Origin of the sequence: Streptomyces lucensis JCM 4490, from assembly GCF_014650035.1 — a bacterium.
Taxonomy (GTDB): domain Bacteria; phylum Actinomycetota; class Actinomycetes; order Streptomycetales; family Streptomycetaceae; genus Streptomyces; species Streptomyces lucensis.
Map to the genome: position 1 here is coordinate 57,278 of NZ_BMUE01000008.1, position 16,161 is coordinate 73,438.

Below are 16,161 nucleotides of genomic sequence, written 5' to 3' on the forward strand. Positions count from 1 at the left end.
CTTGTGCCAGGGCGAACGCGCGGCACGGGTACTGGCCGCCTCAGGTCGTGCGGGGTGGCTTGGTGGTCGTCGGCCGCCAGCGGGTGCGGAGCGGGAAGGTCAGGCATGGGTGTGCCGTCCTCTCCTGGGTCCTGGGCCGGAGCGGTCTGCCTCAGCATCTGGTGCGAGTCGTGGAGATACAGGAAACCCCGGCGAGATTGATCTTTCCGGTTTCGCCTATCACGCGGCCCGAGGAACGCTGCGAGGGCCTGCATTGCACCGTATAGGACGCCGTCCACGCCCACAGCCAGCAGCAAGGCCTCGGCCGGTGATCCGGCTCGATTTCGGCCTGGCTCTGATCCGCCGGCGGCTCGATGGGCCTCCTCGCCGGCGGCACCCTGACGCAGACCATCAGCTGGCACTGGATCTTCTTCGTCAACGTACCGATCGGCATCGTGGCCCCGGTGTCGGCCGGCCGCGTACTCGCGTCCGAGCCCGGTGTCGGCCTCGGCAAGGGGACCGACGTCGTGAGCGCGCTCCTGGTCACCCCCGCGCTGATGCTCAGCGTCTACACGATCGTGGAGACCACCAACTACGGCTGGACTTCCCCACACACGCTGAGCCTTGGCGCCGCGGCACTCGCCCTACTCCTCGCGTTCGTCGCCTGCCAGGCGAAGGCGCCCCACCCGATCCTGCCCCTGCGTGTGTTCCGCTCGCGCAACGTCTCGGGAGCGATGGGCATCCAGGCTCTCATGGTGGCCGGGGTGTTCAGCTTCCAGTTCCTGTGCGTGCTCTACTGCAGAAGGTGCTCGGCTTCGACGAGATACACACCGGCCTCGGCATCTTCCCGGTCTCGGTCGCGATCGGCCTGCTCCCTCGGCCTCTCGCCCAAGCTGATCGCACGCTTCGGCCCCCGTGCCGTACTCCTTCCCGGACTCTCGCTCATCACGGCAGGTCTCGCCGCGCTCGGCCGCATACCGGCAGGCGGGAGCTACGTCGTGGACGTCCTGCCCGCGCTGCTGCCGCTCGGCATCGGATTCGGCCTCGCGATGCCGTCACTGGCCACGCTCGCGATGTCAGCGGCCACGCCGCAGGACTCGGGGATCGCCTCGGGCATGTTCAACACCATGCAGCAGATCGGCAGCGCCTTCGGCCTCGCGGTCCTCAGCACACTCGCCACCTCGCATGCGGATGTCCTGCTGGGTGACGGGGCAAGCACCGCCTCGGCACTCACGGGTGGTTACCAGCTTGCCTTCCGCATCGGCTCCGGCCTCGTCGCCGTCGCTCTCCTCGTTGCCGCAACCCTGCTGAGCTCTCCCGCCACAGCGCAACCTCCAGCGGCCAAGGAGGAGCCGGTCGCCGAGAACGCCACTCACTGACCAGGCTGCGACACCGCCCCGGGCAGGGGCGATTTCTCTGCTCACAGGAGGAGATGTGCCTGTCGTGCCGTCGTTGATCATCGCCCCCCTCCGTGCAAAGTTCCTCGCGTCATTGCCGCAGCGGGTCTGGCACCAGCGGCAACTGCGTTACGACGCAAAGGGGTGGCGGGACCCCCGGTGGAATGACCAGCGGCGAGCATGACCGGGGGTAGGAGCAGCGGGCCGAGCGGCCCAGCGCCCTCCAACACAGCAGTCAGGGGCCCCGGGGGGCGGCGCGTGGCTGCGCAGCAGTGCAAGGGACGCCGGCAGTGCGCAGGCGCGGCTTGCGCGGTCGCTCGCGCCGGACGTCGATCTGCCCGATCCCGTCGCCGGTGCGCAGCCGGAGCTGGGATGGGTGACGGCGGTGCGCAGTGCGCGCCGCGGTGGCGGGGTGTGGGCGGTGACGGTGGCTGCGCAGTACGTGGACGGGCGGTTGCGGTACTTCGTCGTACCCGTGGCCGCCGGTGCGAGCGGCGACTCGTTCACTGTGACGGGTGCCCCCGGTGTGGTGGCCGGCCTGGCCCGGGCGGCGGCGGGAGGGCCGTCGTACAGGGTGAGCGTTCCCTTGGACGGTGGTCTGTCGTCTGCGGTGGAGGGGTTCTTCCGCGCGTATCTGACGGGGGCCGGTCAGGTGGAGCGCTACCTGGCGCCCGGGGTACGGCTGGCGCCGGTTTCGCCTGCCCCGTACAGCGCGGTCACCGTCCGCGAGGTGTGGGGCGCGCAGGAGGGGGCGGCCGCACAGAAGGTCCCCGCCGACGGCACCACGGTCGGTGTCCGCGTCCGCGTCGAGGCCCAAGACGACGCCGGGCGCTGGCCGCTGTCCTACGACCTCGGCCTGACGGCCCGCTCCCACCGGTGGGAAATCACGGCACTGCAGTGGGGGGCCGTCAAGGGCGGGGGTGTCCGGTGAACACGGTGCACGGCCTTGTGCTCGCCGGGAAGCTGGACGACCTCGGCAACAGCTGGATCAGCATGTTCCAGGGCTGGGCGACCAAGGGCCTGCAGGCCGGGCTGATCGTGATGGTCGTCGTCATCATGGTCCAGAAGTTCAGCCTCAAGGCGGGGATCGGCGCCCTGCTGCTGATGATCATCGCGTTGGGGCTGTACAACTCCCGCGCGGACCTGGCGGATGTGTTCACCGACGAGGTGAAGAACCCCTCCCACGGCGCACCCGCCGCTCCCGGCATCGTGATGCGCGGTTCCGGCTCGCCCCCCACCGGTGTGCCCGCCGGCACGGGCGGTGAGCTGTGAGCGCGGCGGCGGGGCGGGTGGGCCGCTTCTATACGGCTGCCCGCCGCCACCCGTGGGTGCTGGGCAAGATCGCGGACTGGAGGATCCCCCTCGGCCCCTACACGCCCGCCCAGATCGCGGTCGCGGTTGGCGGCGGCTTCCTACTGGCCAAGACGATCAGCTGGTGGTCGTGGCTGCGCCCGGCACCGATCGTGGCGTGGGCCCTGACGGTCTGGGCGGTACGCCGGCCGAAGATCAAGGGACGCGTCCCGCTGCCGGCTGCGCTGGGCTGGATGCTCCTGGCGTGGCAGCCGCAGGGCGGCCGGATCGGCGGCAGAGCCGCCCGGGACCGCACCAGCCGCCCCCTGCTCGGCGGCTTCACCCTCGAACAGCATCAGGCGGCCCCCGCTCACCCGGCCGCGGCCCGCGCCGTCCGCCTGCAGCCAGCACCACAGCCCAGCCGAGCCCGGCTGCCCGTTTGTCCCAGCGGCCCAGCCCGACACCACAAGCACGCCCAACACACCAGGCACGCCCAGAACCGCAGGCGCCGCCGGTATCGCAGACACGACCGGTCTCGCGGGCGCGGCCGGTGTCGGGTGTCCAGCGGTTGCTGGCGCTCGCCGAGCAGGCGGGGGGTATGCAGTGAGGCTGCCGATCCGTCATATCGCAGGACACCTGGTGTGGTCGACGCACGGCAGTGTGTGGGCGCTGTACCGGCTGCACCCCGGGTCGGGCGAGCACGGCCGCCGAGAGGGAACCGTCCAGGGCACCTACGTGCCGGCCGCGGTCCGCGACGAGCAGCTCACCAGGATCACGCACCTGGTCCGCTCCCTGACCGGGGCGCCGCGCCTGTTCGGGCTGTGCGCCCAGATCGACCCCGGGGAGATCGCCCTGCGCATGATCGACGGCATCGAACCCGGCGACCAGCCCGGCGACGGGGCGCATCCGTGGGTGGAGAACGTCGAGGCCGCCCTGGACCTGCTGGACGGGCAGGAGATGCACCGCCGCACCCTGTGGCTGGCACTTCCCCTGCGCATCGAGGGCGCCGGCGGGCAGGTGGCCGCCTCGCTCGGCGCGGTGTGGGCCGACGTCGCACCGATGCTGGGCATGCGGGCAGCGCCCGTGGCACGCCGCGAGGTGGCCTCCTACCGCGAGCAGGCGGTGCGGGTGGAAGCCGCGCTCGCCGGCGGTGTCTCCTTCCGCCCGGCGGAGATCGTATGGATGATCCAGCACGCCCTGCACCGCGGCCTTCACGAGCCGCTGCTCACCGACGCCGAGAGCAGCGACCTGTACGGCGGGCAGCTGCGGGCCGGTGTGCTGCACTCCCCCAGCTACGCCGACCTCGGCCAGGTCCGCCTGCAGGAGGGCGGCACCGACCCCGCGCTCGATACCGAGGGCCTGGCCGGTGGGGGGCGGATCGGCCGTGCGGGCCGCACGGCGTCGTGGCGCGGGAAGGCATCATCGCCGCTGCGGCGGCGGTGGCTGCAGGTGGAATCCGATGCCGGGGTCGGCTACCAGGCGCACCTGGCGCTCGCCGAGTGCCCGCCCGCGGTCAGCGAGGACGCCGCCGACCTGTTCGCGCAGCTGGAGACGCTGGATTTTCCCGTCGACTACACCATCGATGTAACCCTGGTGCCGGCGGAGAAGGCCCGCGACCAGGTACGACGCAAGAAGAATGAGCTGGTCGACCAGGCCGACCAGTACGACGCCCGCCCCACCGGTATGCCCGCCTCCCTCACCGACGCTGCCCGCGACCTGGGCGAGCTGGATGCCCGCCTGTCCCGCACCGGGGAGGTCGAGGTCCAGTCGGTGACGGTTTTGACCGTGTGGGGGCCGAGTGCCGCCACCTGCGACGCCCGCGCCCGGGCCCTGGCCTCGCTCCTCGCCGGCGCCGACTACCGGGCGTGCGCCCCACCGGCCTGCAGCAGACCCTGTTCACCCTCGGCCTGCCCGGCACCACACGCCCCGCCATGGTGCGGGAGTTCACCCAGCACCAGGTCAGCGAGGACTGGGCGCTCGGCGGAGCCTTCACCGCCTGCGAGGTCGGCGACCCCAACGGCATGTTCCTCGGCATCGACCTGGACTGCGGCACCACCCGCCCCGTGATGTTCAATGTCGCAAACGCGCCGAAACAGGACGCCTCCGCCTCCATGGGCATCGTCGGCGACCTCGGCGCGGGCAAGAGCGTCATGGAGAAACTCATCTCCGAGGCGGTATGGGCGCGCGGCGGGGTCGCGATCTGCATCGACCGCACCCCGGTACGGGAATGGGCGAGCTTCGCCCGCACCGCCGCCGCGGGCCGCTGCCAGATCATCGACGCCGCCCGCGCCGAGGTCTCCAGGCTGGGTTCGAGGCGACGCGTCACCTTGAGCTACAGACGCAACATGCTCAGCGTGACTGGCTCTTTCAGCGCCGCGTCGATGCGCTGGTGGGTTTCATGGAGGCCTACGACGCGTTCGCTCGGATGACCCCGGGCTACTGCCACGCCGTCGTAAACGACATCGATCGCGATGATCTCCGCGCCGCTATAGGTGTGGCCCAGCTTGGCGTAACGCAGGCGCACTTTCGCATCCTGGCCTTCGGCCCGGAGCATCTTCGCAACCCTTCGGGAGCTGTCCGCGAGGCACTGCAGGACTACGCTGATGCCCTCGGTCACTGGGACAGGGCAGAGGAGAGACGCGATCCGACCAGGCACCGGCTCGAAGCCCGCGCTCTAGATGTGGGTGCGACCATGGCCCAGAACCACAGCGATTTTGTTGATGAGGTGACCGCGTACATCAGTTCGTCCAAGACGGCCGGCGGTAGCACGGGTTAGGGGTTTGGACCGCACGCGGCCGTGACGGTGTCAGGCGTCAGGGTCACCGGGATCGAAGTGCCTCCACCACGCCTGCAGGCGACGCAGGGCGGTCGTCCAACTGTGGTCTGTAGCTCCCTATTGGGTTGGCCCGGCCACGGTGGCGGAAGGATACGCACATGTCCAAGCCGAAGAGCTTCACTGCGTGGTTGAAGACCCATGCCGACCAGCACAACGCCATTGGGGATCTCGCTCGGGATGTCTCCGCTGATCCCAACTGGCCATCACGTAGGGGGCGGCAAGGCCAGCGTGACTACCTTGAGGAGTGCGGCGCTGTCACGGGTGCCATCGAGACGCTCGAGCGTGCATGGACTCAGTACGAGTCAGACCGAGCGTCCGGGTGATGACACCTAAATCGACGGGAGGCGACGACCGACATCGAGTGGTGGGCCCTGCACCGGACCGCACCCCGCGTCGTCCACTCCTCCGTGCTCGGGCTGCCGCTGTGGGTGGCACTCTCGGTCGCCCTCGCCGTGCTCCCCGCCTCCGACGTGCCCTGGTGGCAGGCCGCCGTGGTCGGAGTCGTCGCCGGAGGGTGGGCGCTGGGCGCCCTGCATGCCTTCCTCGTGCCGAAGACGGCACCCGCCGACCGGATCCGCGTCTCGTGGCCGGGGGTCGCGGCGACGGCCGCCGTCTGCGGCGCGGTGGCCTCCGGGCACCGCGGTACTGGTCGTTCCGCTGGTGCTGCTCGCCGTCTTCCTGGGGTTCGGCTGGAAGGCGACCAAGGACGCGGACATGATGGTCGCGCTGCATCCGCTGTCCCTGCTGGAGCGCGACCGCAGGGCCGCACACACCCTCGTCGTCGGCTTCCCCTTGCTGGCGGCGCTTTTGATGGCCGGTCTACTCGTCGTCGGATTCGCCGTCCGGGGCCCGTCGGCGTTCGCCGGCGTTCCCTGGAGCGAGTTGGGTTCCACCTTGGCGGGGCTGCTCGCCCTCGGCCTGTATTCTGGGGTGCTGGTGGCGTTCCGACACACCGCTTCACCCGCCCTGTCGATCACGTGCTGGTACCTGGCCCTGCGCCACGGTACCCCCCGCGACCTGATGGCCTTCCTCGCCAACGCCCACCAGCAGCGCGCCGTGCTCCGTCGCGTCGGAGCCGTCTACCAGTTCCGCCACCTCGACCTCCAACGCCACCTCGCCGACCGCCGACCGGACTAGCGCCGGGCGGCACCGGGGTACTGCAGGCACCCCGGTGCACGGGCCCGGCCGGTCTCCCACACCTGGTTACGCCAGGGGCGCGGCCGGGCCAGGAACACATCGTGCTTGCGCGCCGCCCGCTCGCCACCGGCGAGTCCGGCCCTCTCCCCCGGCGTCAGATCCCGCTGGACCGCCCGGTGCAGCGGCGGAATCGACGGAGGTGGATCCCCCTCGCCCCTGGCCGCGCGAGCGGTCAGCTCACGATGCACCGCCGCGACGTTGCCCTTCCACAGCCCCAGCAGAGCCCGGACCTCGTCAGTAACCGTGAACCGCCCGGGATACGCGGTCCGCTCCCCCGGCGCCGCAGCCGCAGCCTCGTCCCGCTCGGCGGCCGCCAGCCACCGCCACACCGCGCGCTCCCGCACCCCCAGCACGCCCGCCGCCGACCTCACCTGCCCGTGGTGAGTTTGCCCTCCCGGCGCAGGGCCAGCAGACGACGCACCGCCGGTCCCCGCAACGCCCGAACCGACACAGCCGGCAAAGCTCCGCCCGAACTCCCACCCGCCCCTCGAGGCGCCGGCTCCTGCTCCTGCTGAGCCACACCACCGAGCCACCAACACCCATCGGCCAGCAGATCAGAACTCACGAAACTGAGACAGCGTCACCCCGCATGCAATAACACCCCGAGACAGCAATGCCCCGTTGGTTCTCTCACACCCAGGACAGTGGTCCCACGCCTCGAAACCGCCACCGAGCAGCAACAACACACCGAGTTCCCATTGCCTCTCACCCCACTGTCCCGAAACCGAGAGATCGCACGCAAGCGCCCGCTCCCTTCTCAAGGACGTCTCAACACCTCAGCTCAAGCCACCACACCGCACCAACTATGAACCTCGGAATCACACCCATCGACTTGTCACGGCGTGATGGCTTCTTCCGGCTGCGCGTACCGGATCCGCACACCGCCCGGCCCGGGTAAGCCGTCGACCAGCTTCTGCTTCGTCAGCCGTGTCAGCCCGGTGGGCGAGCCCGGCCTCTTCTTCTCTTCTTCACCATCCCTGAGAGCTACCCGCCGCCATCCCGACCAGCACCCCGACGGTGCCGTCGTCCGCATCGGGGCCTGCGGTGTCCTTCGAGCCTCCGATGACGAGAGGCCCCTACGCCGCCGCTGGCTCTGGGTGACGGGCCTTCTTCCGTACGGCTGCCTCCACCTTGAAGCGGACTTTGCCCTGAGCCTTGACGCGCGCGGTGACGGCGGCCTGGGCTTCCTCGGCCAGCGCCCTCCAGTGGGCGGAACAGGCCTACGTCGAACTCGCCAGACCAGTCCACGGCAAACAAGCCCGCCACCGCCTGCAATGGACCCACTACCTCCGCCACCGCGCCGCCGACCACGGCAGCACCGAGGCCCTATACAGCCGGGCGGTGATGCGGAAGGAGGCCGGGGACCGGGAGGGTGCCGAAGCCCTTCTCCCGCCCGTTCCTCCGAAGCCCGGGCGCCCGGCCTCAAAACCTTGGCAGACTACTCCGCAGGCACAGTGCGCGCTGGGGGTGCGGATGGCGGGGATCGGACTTGTCGCGGCGATCGAGGAACTGCGGCAGGAGCTCTATCGGGCGCAGGATCTGGGGGCAGACCAGCAATTCGCGTTCGGTATCGAGGAGGCCGAACTGGAGTTGCAGCTGGAGCTGCGCAACAGCGGCAAGGGGGACGGCAAGGTCAGCTTCGGCGTGGCAACCGTCGGCGCGGGCGGTGAACACTCCACCGTCCGCACCCACAGACTGACGCTGAAACTTTCAGTCCGGGACCGGGCCCGCGGCGGTTCCAGTCCAGAGATCAGCGACACCGAAACCGGGTCCTGGGACGAGGAGTGATGGACCCGCACCGACTGGTGCTGATCCGCAGCGGGACCACGCGGCTGCGCCATCGCGTCGGCTCCGGCTATCTCGTCGCACCCCGCCTTGTCCTCACCGCGGCACACATCCTCCAGGACGGCGAAAGAAGCTCCTACTGGGAGGAGATCCAGGTCAGAGTGGGGCACCCAGGCCGCGGCGAGACGCTACGCACCGGAGCGAAGCTGATCTGGATCCATCCGCAGGACCTGGACGTCGCTCTGCTGCTCACACATGACGAGATCGACTTACCGGGGTCGGTTCGATGGGGCCACCCCGTGGGCAGGGCCCCGCTGCGCTACGAGGGACTGGGCTTTCCGCTGGCATCCGCGGAAGACGGCCGTGACGCCGAACACCTCCGAGGCGTCCTGCCTCCGCTGTCCTCCGGGGCTCGCGGCCTTTACGTGCTCGACCAGGAGCCCGCGCCCGACCTCCGCGACGACGGTCGCAGGGCCTGGGGAGGCGCCTCGGGAACCGCAGTGTTCTGCGAGGACTACCTGGTGGGCCTGGTGATTCGCGACGACCGATCCTACGGCAACCGCCGTCTGCGGGCCATCCCAGCGCATTGCTTCGTCCAGGACGACGGCTTCCAGGCCCTCCTGCAACGGTACGCCGACGGTCCACCCTGTCTGACGGAGATTGGCGCCCCGCTCCCGACGGCCCAGCCCGCGACGGAACGCAGCCCGGCCGAGCAGGAGACCGAGCGCCTCCTGTGGTCGGTGCTCGGTGGCCGGACCACCTACACGGTACATGTCCGCGCCCTCGCACGGCGGCTCGGATACACCGTCCCCCACAGCTATGAACCGACCATGGCCGACCTCGCGGCACTCGTGGCGGCCAATCCCCGGGCCTTGCCCTCCCTGAGTAGCACCCTGGTCCTGGCCCTCACCGGCGAGGACGAGCGCATCCGTCTGACAGACGTCCTCACCCGCGCCCGTGCCGGTGGACTGTGCCTGCTCCTGTCCCTGGACGAGTGCGAGACCTTACTGGCACTGCTCCGCGGCATCTGCAAGGAACAGCCCACGCTGATACCTCGTGCCGCCCGCGAGGTCCTGCGCTACGCCTGGCTGCCCGCCCCGTTGAACCGCACGCATCTCTGCGCCGACGACCTCGAACACGTCGTCGAGCACCTGGAGTCCATCTCCGACAGCGGACGCGTACCGGACGACACACCGCCCGTACCGGCCCTGCTCCGTCTGGCCGAATGCGTGGCCGCCGCCCTGGGAGAGGAATCGGGCGCGGAGCTGCGCAGATGGTCCGATCAGGTGGCCGCGCGGACCGGCATCCATCCGGCGGCGCTTGCCGAGCGCCGCACCGACGCCGGCCGCTGGGCCGCCCGGCAGGCGCCCCCCTTCTCCCGCGTTGTCGTCGAAGTTTCCCGCGCGCGGACCGAACCGCGCGATAGCTACTACTGCCGCATCCTGCTCGCACGCCCCGACGGCACGCACACCTCCCTCCACGAGGAGGAGAGCGCGCCGAAGACACCCGAGGAAGTGGCCCGGCAGGTGCGCGACGCCGTCGAGGTCGTCGCGGACGAACTGGGCCTGACGGCCGCGCCCCATGCGACGGTTCTGGTGGCCCGCGACAGCCTCCACCTGCCCATCGACGAATGGAACCCCGGGGCACCCAACGAGTTCGTGCCCGACCAGCCGATCGGCGCCGAGTTCTGCATCACCCTGAGCTGCCCGGAGATGAGCAAGCTGGTGCGCAGCAGAGAACGTGAGCATCGACGGCGCTGGGAGAGCGGACACACAGCCCCCTTGGTGGTCGACGACGAACGTGTCACTCTCCCACGGCTTAGGCGGCTGTTGCAGACCACTCACCGTGACGCCACCCAGGTTGTGCTCCACTGTGCCCCGGAACAGCGGGACGCACTGCTCGAACTCTGCCTGGCGCTCGGCGTCCCAGTCGTCCTCTGGGACCGACGGGCCGACTGCCCCGCGGACGCGGCCGGACTGCAACAGCTGGACCCCACCGGCCCGCTCGGTGATCTGCCCGAGCGGGTCCGCGTCTTCCGCGGGGCGGCGTTCGACGAGCCGGAGACGCTCCCAGCGCGCCCCGCACTCGTATGGGAGGAGCAGGGCCGACGACCGCGGCCCGAATCGCTGCCCCTGCAGGACCCTCCCAAAGGAGCCCACGCGTCATGACTGCCGCAGAATCCGCTGCCACCGCCCCCTCCACCCCGTCCGGCGACAGGAACTGGCGGCTCTTCCGGGGCGATGGAGCATCCCACGCCGTCGCCTTCCCGCCCGCACCGCCGTGGCGCCGGCTCCACCCGGAGGAGCCCGACGGCTCGCAGACCGCACGGCCCCGCCCGTACCTGATCGACCCCGACGACGCGGATATCGTCAACGCCGCTCTCCACCTGCGCCGGCCTCTGCTAGTCACGGGGCACCCCGGTACCGGAAAGTCCTCCCTGGCCCACGCGATCGCCCACGAGCTCGCCCTCGGCCGCGTCCTGTACTGGCCAGTCAACAGCCGCTCGACCCTGCAAGACGCCCTCTACCACTACGACGCGATCGGTCGGCTGCGGGAAGCGAACCTCCGCCGGTCGGACGGCTCCGAACCCGGCATCGGCCAGTACGTCCGGCTCGGCCCCCTGGGCAACGCGCTGCTGGCCCGAGACCGGCCAAGGATCCTGCTCATCGACGAGTTGGACAAGGGCGACGTCGATCTGCCCAACGACCTACTCACCGTGTTCGAGGAGGGCGAGTTCGAGATTCCGGAGCTCAGCCGACTCCCCGAAGAGCACTCCACGGTCCACGTCCGGACCGACGACCCGGACGCGCCAGCCCCGGTGGTTCGCGGCCGCGTCCGCTGCCGTGAGTACCCCGTCGTGGTCATCACCAGCAACCGTGAACGCGAGTTCCCGCCCGCCTTCCTCCGACGGTGCGTCCGTCTCGACTTGCCCGAGCCTGACGAGACGCGGCTGCGCGACATCGTCGCCGCGCACCTTGGCCACGAGGCGCTCCACGACATCGATGACCTGCTGGAGGAGTTCCTCGGCCGCCGCGCGCCCGGAGAACTCGCGACCGATCAGCTCCTCAACGCGGTCTTCCTGCGCAAGGGCGGCATCGATCTGGACGCCGGCCGACTGCTCGACGCCGTTCTGCATCAACTCGGCGGGGCGGTATGAAGGCATGTTCGGACGCCTGAGAGAGATCCTGGCCAGGAGCGGCGTCGACCTCGCCGACGAAGAACTCCTCGATGTCCTGTGGCTGGCCAGCAACCTGCCGGTCGGCATCGCTCCGTTGGCGCGACGTCCGGCCCCGGCCGCCTCCTCACGGCAGGCCGCCGAGCAGATTGAGCCCCGGGCCCCCGGCGCTGACGATCCCGAGCAACCGGGCCCGTATCCGCCGCCGGACGTTGCCTCCCACCGCCTGTTCCCCCTGCACGCCGCCCCGCGGGGGAAGGAGAGCGGCAGGCCGGAGCCAGTCCCGCACAGGGCACACGCCGTCCGCACCCCGGGCCCCCATGTCCTGCCCAACCGTCATCTCACGCTCGGCAAGGCGCTACGGCCGCTACGGCAGCGGCTCCCCGATCGGCGCCGTCAGGAACTGGACGTGGCACGGACGGTGGACGCCATGGCCGAGACAGGTCTACCTGAGACCGTGACGAGTCCAGCACGTACCCGCTGGCTCTCCCTCGCCCTGCTGATCGACGACGGCGTGTCCATGGTTCTCTGGAAGCGTCTGGCCTCCGAGATCCGCACACTGATGGAACGAGCCGGTGCCTTTCACGACGTCCGCGTATTCGGACTGAACACCCGTGATGCGCAAGCCCCGTTGCTGAGCAACCGTCCCTACCGGCAGCAAGGTCCCTACCTTCCGCCGGCCGCGCTTTGCGACCCCACCGGCGGCACCCTTGTCCTCGTGATCAGTGACGGCGTCGGCGACGCCTGGTGGGACGGCCGGATGAGCGAGGCGGCGGCCCTGTGGGCCCGACGGCAACCCACCGCGATCCTGCAGGCCCTGCCCGCCCGGCTCTGGGCGAACTCGGGCATCACGACTCGGCCGTGGCACGTCACCAGTGTCCGCAGAGGCGGTCCCACCACCGCCTGGCACATCACCGACCCAAAACTGCCAGCAGATCTGGTCGGCTTCGACTCCGTCCCCGTCCCCGTACTCGAACCCACACAGGCCGCCGTCGGCGACTGGGCCCGGTTAGTCGCCTCACCAAGCGCGACCGCAGTACTGCCGCTGTGGGACATCGGGCAGTCCGTCAACCAACCCTGGTGTGCCGCAACCCGGCAGGGTCCGGACACCGAAGCCGTCCTCAGCTTCCGCGACGCGGCCAGCCCGGAGGCATATCGACTTGCCTCCCACCTCGCGGCCGTAGCGCCCATCACCCCACCCGTCATGCACATGGTGCAGGAAGCCCTGGGCCCTCCAACGGACACCGGACACCTCGTAGAGGTCTTTCTCGGCGGACTCATGCACAACACCGCCGCGGACACCTCCAGCCAGTTGCCGCAGCCGGAGTTCTTCGACTTCTCCGACGACGCACGACGCATCCTCCTCGGCACACTCCCTGCCCGCGAGTTACTGCGCACCACACGCCTCATCGCCGACCGCCTGGCAGGGTGCGTGCGGCACTCACCGAGTTTCACCGCCTGGGTGGCGCACCCGGGAGGCGCCGCCGCCGTCGACGCACCTGAAACATCATTTGCCCAACTAGAACAGCGGCTCCTGAAACGCCTCGGCGTCGCCACGCACATCGACGCCCTGCCCGCCGACCAACCTCTCCCAGCCCCGGCGCCCCCGGAACCCCGAGAGCGCGCCCGCGCACAACCACCTATGGCTCAGCACACGGACACCAGGCCCCCCGCGCCGCCCTCGGCGCCGAACACGAAGGCCAAGATCCTTCTGGTCGACAACCAGCCGGAGAACCTGCTGGCCCTGCAGGCCATTCTGTCCGCGCTCGACCAAACACTCGTCCGCGCCTCGTCGGGGGAGGAAGCACTCAACGTCCTGAACCGGAACGAAGACGAATTCGCCCTCGTCATGCTCGCCACCCGCATGTCGGGAATGGACGGCTACGAGACCGCCGCACACATCAAGCGCCGTTTGCGGACTCGCGACACCCCTATCATCTTCGTCGGCGCGTCCAAAACAAGCCCCCACGCCACCTTCCGAGATTATGCGGCGGGTGCCGTGGACTATGTTTCGCGGCCGTACGAGCCCTGGGTGCTGCGCTCCAAGGTGGCCGTCTTCGTTGGCATGCACCAGAAGAACGTCCTATTGCGCGAACAGGAAGCCCTGTTGCGCACCGCGGCCGCGACCGATCTGCTGACGCAGCTGTCCACCCGGTTGTGCGACGTCGAGGCGCAGGCACGCGACCTGACCGGACAGCTCCAGGCACAAGCATTGAGCGCGACGGTGAGGACCACAGCAGCCCGCCTGGAACGCGCAATTAGGAGCCTGCGCCAGGTGCTGCAGGGCGCGTTGGAACTACAGGAAGAACCTGGCGCCCCGGCTTCCCAACATTCGCCGGGACATCATCGAGACCAGTGAAGGGAGCCGTGCCACGCGTGATTACGCCACTGCCCCCGCTCCACGTTCCCGGTCCACTGGCCCGGCTTGCTGGTCGAGCAGGCCTGGTGCGACTTCGACGTGTGGGAGCAGCCTCGCTGAACTCGTTCCAGAGGCGGGTGGATCCGCAGAGGACGACGATCGGCGGGTGGGAGGTGGTGCCGGTATGGCTGTGCATGGGATCCCTATGTGCCGGGGTGGAAGATCGGGGCGGCCCGCCGTACACCGGCGGACCATCGTGGCCCTCGAAGGCCGTTGAGCTAGCACCAGGCCGGACCTGGTCCTGGCCGATAAGGCGTACTCCTCCCGCGCTATCCGCGAACATCGGCGCAAGCGCGGCTTCCGGGCAGTGATCCCCATTCCCGCGGACCAGCGCGGACACCGGCTACGTCGCGGCAGCCGGGGCGGCAGACCACCGGCCTTCGACCGCGAGACCTACAAGCAGCGCAACACCGTCGAACGGTGCATCAACCGCCTCAAGCAGTGGCGCGGCATCGCCACCCGCTACGAGAAGACCGCCACCATCTACCTGGCCGGACTGCACATCGCGGGCATCTTCCTCTGGTCCGTCCGGTGATCCAAACGAAACTGCCCAGGTGCGTCGCCGGCCTGGCCTGCAGTGAGAACGAATGCCAGAGGCCGACAGCGGCCGTCGGCAGCAAGGTGGATCTTCATGGTCAGTCCGCCGCGGGACCGGCCGATGGCGTGGTCGCCGGGTTCGTCTGCCGGGGCCCCTTTTTGCGGGCCCCGGCCGCGTGCCGGTGGGCACGCACGATCGTGGAGTCCAGGGTCACCTGAGATGCCGACGGACAGGGGCAGACCGGTCCGCTCGGTAACCAACTGAATCTTCGAGCCGTACTTGCCCCGATCAACAGGATTCGGGCCTGTCAGGTCCCCCTTTTCAGGGCGTGATGGGGCGCCGTAGCTCGCGGTCCTGAGGATCAGGGCTTGCACGGGCGTCCGTCCGAGGATCCTGGGCGATAACTGAGCAGGTCTCCTGGCTGGCACTGCAGGACTTCACAGATCCGGGTGAGGGTGGTGAACCGGATCGCCTTGGCGCGTCCGTTCTTGAGCACGGACAGATTAACGTTGGTCACGCCGACGCGGTTGGCGAGTTCGGTGAGGGTCATGCCGTGCTCACTGAGCAGCCTGTCGAGGTGCACTTCGATGTCATGACCTTCGTGGTCGTCCGCGACAGCCATCAGACCAGCCCTTCGAGGTCTTCACGCATGGACACTCCTTGGCGAGTGATCCGTGCAAAGGTCAGAACACCAAGACCGGTCAGAGCAGCCAGGTACGGAAAGTTCCACATGCTCAGCACGGTCCCGGCCGAGAAGTCCACGTCCTTGGCCAGCACCGCAAGCAGGGCTGCCCTCGCATTCGCCTCGGCGAACTCGACGACCAGGCTACCGACAAGCAGCCACCAGCCGACCAGGCGAAGCCGAGACGCCGTACGCACGGTGTAAACACCCTCCCGCGCCGCACCCCGCAAGAACCGGTGCAGCAGGTACAGGCCACTGATCAGGAGCAAGCTCGACGGCAGACTGCTGAGCGCGTCCAGGATACGCAGGTGTGCGCCGGGCGCCTCTGCGCAGTAGCGCGGAATCGAGTCGACCTGCGCCCCACTCTCGGCGGCGAAGCCGCCGGGCATGGCTGAACTGCTGCTCGACTCGTCGGCGATGCAGACACTGGAGCCTCCCCAACTGCCATGTACGACCGAGACGACAAGTCCTGTTATCGCAAGGACCAACAAAATGCGCAGGGTCACGGACACGACCGTGGTCATGGGCTCGAGCATCTTCCGGTCTTCGGTCATGGAGTCCTCGCCTGTCATATCGATTATCGATGCTATCGAGAAACGATATGGCCTGTGGATGTGCAAAGCAACCCCGGCACTGCCCCTGGCGATCAGCGTCTCGCCGTCGAGCACCTGCGCCTGTTGTCCTTCGCGGTAGAGTCGGCCATTGGCTTCGGCCCACCGCGCAGCGCGGCCGAGGGCGCCCACATACCACCAGGTGGCGATCGGGGGTGACGTTTGACCGGGAGCCGCGACACCGTGATGCTCTGCCACCCAAACCGAAGTAATCCGCCAGGTGCCGATTGTCCCGCATGCGTTTCGCAGCAG

Annotated in this window: 13 protein-coding genes and 4 pseudogenes; 13 read left to right on the plus strand and 4 right to left on the minus strand. The window is 69.4% G+C overall.

All coding sequences use genetic code 11. The features are described 5' to 3' along the window. The first annotated feature begins 353 nt into the window (after positions 1–353). The 7 genes and pseudogenes from IE177_RS19295 (at position 354) to IE177_RS35030 (ending at position 6,639) form a co-directional block, all read left to right on the plus strand. A complete protein-coding gene (locus IE177_RS19295; protein WP_190016600.1) occupies positions 354–1,358 on the plus strand; it encodes an MFS transporter in 1,005 nt (334 codons plus the stop codon). Between the two features lie 403 nt (positions 1,359–1,761). Then, complete coding sequence (locus tag IE177_RS19300) at positions 1,762–2,307, plus strand: conjugal transfer protein (protein ID WP_373305121.1); 546 nt, start codon at positions 1,762–1,764, stop codon at positions 2,305–2,307. Next, complete coding sequence (locus IE177_RS19305; protein ID WP_190016601.1) at positions 2,304–2,648, plus strand: hypothetical protein; 345 nt, start codon at positions 2,304–2,306, stop codon at positions 2,646–2,648. Before IE177_RS19300 ends, IE177_RS19305 begins: the two co-directional genes overlap by 4 nt. Before the next feature lie 621 nt (positions 2,649–3,269). After that, positions 3,270–4,966: pseudogene (locus IE177_RS19310) on the plus strand (putative type IV secretion/conjugal transfer ATPase); the annotation flags it as partial. Positions 4,967–5,064: 98 nt separating this feature from the next. Continuing rightward, complete coding sequence (locus IE177_RS19315; RefSeq protein WP_190016602.1) at positions 5,065–5,442, plus strand: hypothetical protein; 378 nt, start codon at positions 5,065–5,067, stop codon at positions 5,440–5,442. Positions 5,443–5,600: 158 nt separating this feature from the next. Then, positions 5,601–5,825, plus strand: a complete 225-nt coding sequence (locus IE177_RS35770; RefSeq protein ID WP_190016603.1) for a YozE family protein — start codon at positions 5,601–5,603, stop codon at positions 5,823–5,825. Between the two features lie 337 nt (positions 5,826–6,162). Then, the gene (locus IE177_RS35030; RefSeq protein ID WP_229816142.1) at positions 6,163–6,639 is read left to right on the plus strand and encodes a hypothetical protein; all 477 of its coding nucleotides are present in this window, start codon (positions 6,163–6,165) and stop codon (positions 6,637–6,639) included. On the opposite strand, the gene IE177_RS19330 is transcribed toward IE177_RS35030, so the two are convergent. Next, the gene (locus IE177_RS19330; RefSeq protein ID WP_229816143.1) at positions 6,636–7,070 is read right to left on the minus strand and encodes a hypothetical protein; all 435 of its coding nucleotides are present in this window, start codon (positions 7,068–7,070) and stop codon (positions 6,636–6,638) included. The genes IE177_RS35030 and IE177_RS19330 overlap by 4 nt on opposite strands. A 1,102-nt stretch (positions 7,071–8,172) precedes the next feature. Here IE177_RS19330 and IE177_RS19335 point away from each other — a divergent pair. The 6 genes and pseudogenes from IE177_RS19335 to IE177_RS19355 form a co-directional block, all read left to right on the plus strand. Further along, positions 8,173–8,487 carry a trypco2 family protein gene (locus IE177_RS19335; RefSeq protein WP_190016849.1) on the plus strand — a complete coding sequence of 105 codons (315 nt, stop codon included), beginning with the start codon at positions 8,173–8,175 and terminating at the stop codon, positions 8,485–8,487. After that, on the plus strand, positions 8,487–10,652 hold the full coding sequence (locus IE177_RS19340) for a VMAP-C domain-containing protein (RefSeq protein WP_190016604.1): 2,166 nt from the start codon (positions 8,487–8,489) through the stop codon (positions 10,650–10,652). Before IE177_RS19335 ends, IE177_RS19340 begins: the two co-directional genes overlap by 1 nt. Continuing rightward, positions 10,649–11,641, plus strand: a complete 993-nt coding sequence (locus tag IE177_RS19345; RefSeq protein ID WP_190016605.1) for an AAA family ATPase — start codon at positions 10,649–10,651, stop codon at positions 11,639–11,641. Before IE177_RS19340 ends, IE177_RS19345 begins: the two co-directional genes overlap by 4 nt. A gap of 4 nt (positions 11,642–11,645) precedes the next feature. Beyond that, positions 11,646–13,076 (plus strand): annotated as a pseudogene (locus IE177_RS35465) (SAV_2336 N-terminal domain-related protein); the annotation flags it as partial. 225 nt (positions 13,077–13,301) lie between these two features. After that, positions 13,302–14,018 (plus strand): response regulator, encoded by a 717-nt coding sequence (locus IE177_RS19350; RefSeq protein WP_190016850.1) that lies wholly within the window; start codon positions 13,302–13,304, stop codon positions 14,016–14,018. Between the two features lie 286 nt (positions 14,019–14,304). Further along, a pseudogene (locus tag IE177_RS19355) lies at positions 14,305–14,613 on the plus strand (transposase); the annotation flags it as partial. A gap of 17 nt (positions 14,614–14,630) precedes the next feature. On the opposite strand, the pseudogene IE177_RS19360 reads toward IE177_RS19355, so the two are convergent. The 3 genes and pseudogenes from IE177_RS19360 to IE177_RS19375 form a co-directional block, all read right to left on the minus strand. Beyond that, a pseudogene (locus IE177_RS19360) lies at positions 14,631–14,830 on the minus strand (IS5/IS1182 family transposase); the annotation flags it as partial. Positions 14,831–14,977: 147 nt separating this feature from the next. Further along, positions 14,978–15,238 carry a helix-turn-helix domain-containing protein gene (locus IE177_RS19370; RefSeq protein ID WP_190016606.1) on the minus strand — a complete coding sequence of 87 codons (261 nt, stop codon included), beginning with the start codon at positions 15,236–15,238 and terminating at the stop codon, positions 14,978–14,980. Beyond that, on the minus strand, positions 15,238–16,107 hold the full coding sequence (locus IE177_RS19375; protein ID WP_190016607.1) for a DUF2975 domain-containing protein: 870 nt from the start codon (positions 16,105–16,107) through the stop codon (positions 15,238–15,240). The genes IE177_RS19370 and IE177_RS19375 overlap by 1 nt, the downstream gene beginning before the upstream one ends. Between the last annotated feature and the right edge of the window lie 54 nt (positions 16,108–16,161).

Bases quoted from the DNA above. Each gene is read 5' to 3' on its own strand.
- IE177_RS19295 (WP_190016600.1), top strand. From the start codon at position 354: ATGGGCCTCCTCGCCGGCGGCACCCTGACGCAGACCATCAGCTGGCAC.
- IE177_RS19315 (WP_190016602.1), top strand. From the start codon at position 5,065: ATGGAGGCCTACGACGCGTTCGCTCGGATGACCCCGGGCTACTGCCAC.
- IE177_RS35770 (WP_190016603.1), top strand. From the start codon at position 5,601: ATGTCCAAGCCGAAGAGCTTCACTGCGTGGTTGAAGACCCATGCCGAC.
- IE177_RS19335 (WP_190016849.1), top strand. From the start codon at position 8,173: ATGGCGGGGATCGGACTTGTCGCGGCGATCGAGGAACTGCGGCAGGAG.
- IE177_RS19340 (WP_190016604.1), top strand. From the start codon at position 8,487: ATGGACCCGCACCGACTGGTGCTGATCCGCAGCGGGACCACGCGGCTG.
- IE177_RS19345 (WP_190016605.1), top strand. From the start codon at position 10,649: ATGACTGCCGCAGAATCCGCTGCCACCGCCCCCTCCACCCCGTCCGGC.
- IE177_RS19350 (WP_190016850.1), top strand. From the start codon at position 13,302: ATGGCTCAGCACACGGACACCAGGCCCCCCGCGCCGCCCTCGGCGCCG.
- IE177_RS19370 (WP_190016606.1), bottom strand. From the start codon at position 15,238: ATGGCTGTCGCGGACGACCACGAAGGTCATGACATCGAAGTGCACCTC.